Source organism: Arthrobacter sp. MDT2-16, assembly GCF_054510925.1.
In genome coordinates this window covers 1-2,162 of record NZ_JBTNDP010000021.1, presented here as the reverse complement: position 1 = coordinate 2,162, position 2,162 = coordinate 1, and the positions used below count along the sequence as shown (strand labels likewise).

Below are 2,162 nucleotides of genomic sequence, written 5' to 3'. Positions count from 1 at the left end.
ACCAGCAGCACAACCGACCAACAAACCCACAGAACAGACGACGAACCCCGAGCCACCACCGGAACCATGCACAGCACGCAACCGAAGAACTCGAATCTTCATCAAGGGGGGGATTGTCACCCACACCGGGGCAACTCCATAACTATACGAGCACCCCACCCCCAAGACCAAATCCGCCCCACCACGAGCACGCCGGCGCCCAGAACGACACCCGCGGGCACATCTCACAAGGAGGCGCCGGCTCCCGCCACGACAGCTCCTCACGGCGGGGAAGGCTCTACCCCTGCCTCTTCGGGGAGGACGTCCTCCTGCAGGGAGCCCGCCCTGGCCCTTCCCCCGGCCCCAGCCTCTCCCGGCGGTCGCAGGGAGCTCCACCTCAGCCGGCATCCTGCGAAGAACGTCGAGGTGTCGATCGGGTGCCCGCTCCACCCGGCATCGGCTGCCGAATCCCTCCGACGTCCTCGGGCAGCGAAAGGTCCACCCGCCTTTGGGAAGAGGAATGCCACGGGGTGGCTACCGGGACCGCCGGCCACAAGGAGAGCGTTCGCGACCCTTCGGGCGGAGGACTCTCTACCGACGACGGCGGCTGGTCGGAGGTCGCCCCACGAGGTCTGGATCGCTGCACCGAGTCGTAGTAGACAAGGTGCATGACCAGGAAGAAGGGAGTGGCACCGCGTCTGGCCGAAGCCCTGGGGATCATTCTTGGCACGGAGAAGATTCCGCTGAGGCTCCGGGCGTGGGATGGATCAGAAGCCGGGCCCTCGGATGCGCCGGTGATCGAGTTCCGTTCCCGCCGGGCGTTGCGGCGAATGCTCTGGGCGCCGAATCAGCTCGGGCTGAGCCGTGCGTATGTTGCAGGGGACATCGACGGGCCCGGCGACCTCTTCGAAAGCTTCTCGGCGCTCAGCTCCGTCGGCAAGTTCTCCGAACTGCACGCCTTCCGCCCTCCGTCTTTCCGTGAACGTATCAAGCTCGTCCGGACGGCCGTTCAGGTCGGAGCGCTGGGGCTCCCACCCGCGCCGCCGCCCGAGGAGATGAACGTGACCCGAAAGGGACGGAAGCATTCCAAGGAACGTGATGCCGCGGCGATCTCCCATCACTACGACGTCGGCAACGAGTTCTATGCACTCGTGCTGGGACCGTCGATGGTCTACTCCTGCGCTGTCTGGGAGGACGAGACCATCGGCCTGGACGCCTCCCAGGAGGCGAAGCTTGACCTGGTGTGCCGCAAACTCGGTCTTCGACCCGGCATGCGATTGCTCGATGTGGGCTGCGGGTGGGGAAGTTTCGCATTGCACGCGGCGCAGCGCTACGGAGTGGACGTCGTCGGTGTGACCCTCTCGAAAGAGCAAGCAGATCTCGCCCGGAAGCGGGCGTCGGACGCAGGTCTCGCCGGCCGTATCGACATCAGGGTTCAGGACTACCGCGACGTCCGGGACACACCGTTCGACGCGATCAGCTCGATCGGCATGGCCGAACACGTCGGCCGAGATCAGATCGGTGCCTACGCGTCCAGTCTGTGCAGCCTGCTGCGTCCCGGCGGCCGCCTCCTCAATCACGCCATCTCCTGGAACGCGGGTGAGTTGCCACCGGACCCGGACTCCTTCATCCCCCGCTACGTCTTCCCCGACGGTGAGATGCTCAGCCTCACCGTCATGATCGAGGCGCTCGAATCGGCAGGGCTGGAAGTGCTCGACGTCGAAGCGCTGCGCCGGCACTACGGCCTGACGTTTCGAGCCTGGGTGGACAACCTCGAGAAGAACTGGGACGAGGCGGTACGTCTGACAAGCGAGGGACGGGCTCGGGTCTGGCGGCTGTACATGGCATCGAGCGCACTCGGCTTCGAGCGGAACCTGAACGGCGTGAATCAGGTGTTGGTGCAGCGTCCTGGAGGGGACGAGCCCCCATTGCGGCGTCGGGAGTGGGTCTAACGGGGCCGGTGGCGCAGGATCACAGAGGGCCGGCGACACGTCTTCGTGCCTCTATCTGGGGAGACAAAGCAGAGCCGGAAGGGATGGTGCTTCCCTCGTGCCGGCGTCGCGCCTGTGTGTCTGTGGGGGTGTGTGGGGTTTGGTGGTTAACGGGGAAGAGGCCCCACCGTGGTGGGGCCTCTTGCCTGTAATGGTTGTCCGGCGGTGTCCTACTCTCCCACACTCTCTCGG

Annotated in this window: 1 protein-coding gene; it reads left to right on the top strand. The window is 65.6% G+C overall.

Translation table 11 applies throughout. The features are described 5' to 3' along the window. The first annotated feature begins 647 nt into the window (after positions 1-647). A complete protein-coding gene (locus tag ACX80N_RS17705) occupies positions 648-1,931 on the top strand; it encodes a class I SAM-dependent methyltransferase (RefSeq protein WP_459340461.1) in 1,284 nt (427 codons plus the stop codon). Positions 1,932-2,162 lie beyond the last annotated feature (231 nt).

Excerpts from the sequence above, each read along its gene's own strand:
- ACX80N_RS17705 (WP_459340461.1), top strand. The coding sequence starts at position 648 with ATGACCAGGAAGAAGGGAGTGGCACCGCGTCTGGCCGAAGCCCTGGGG.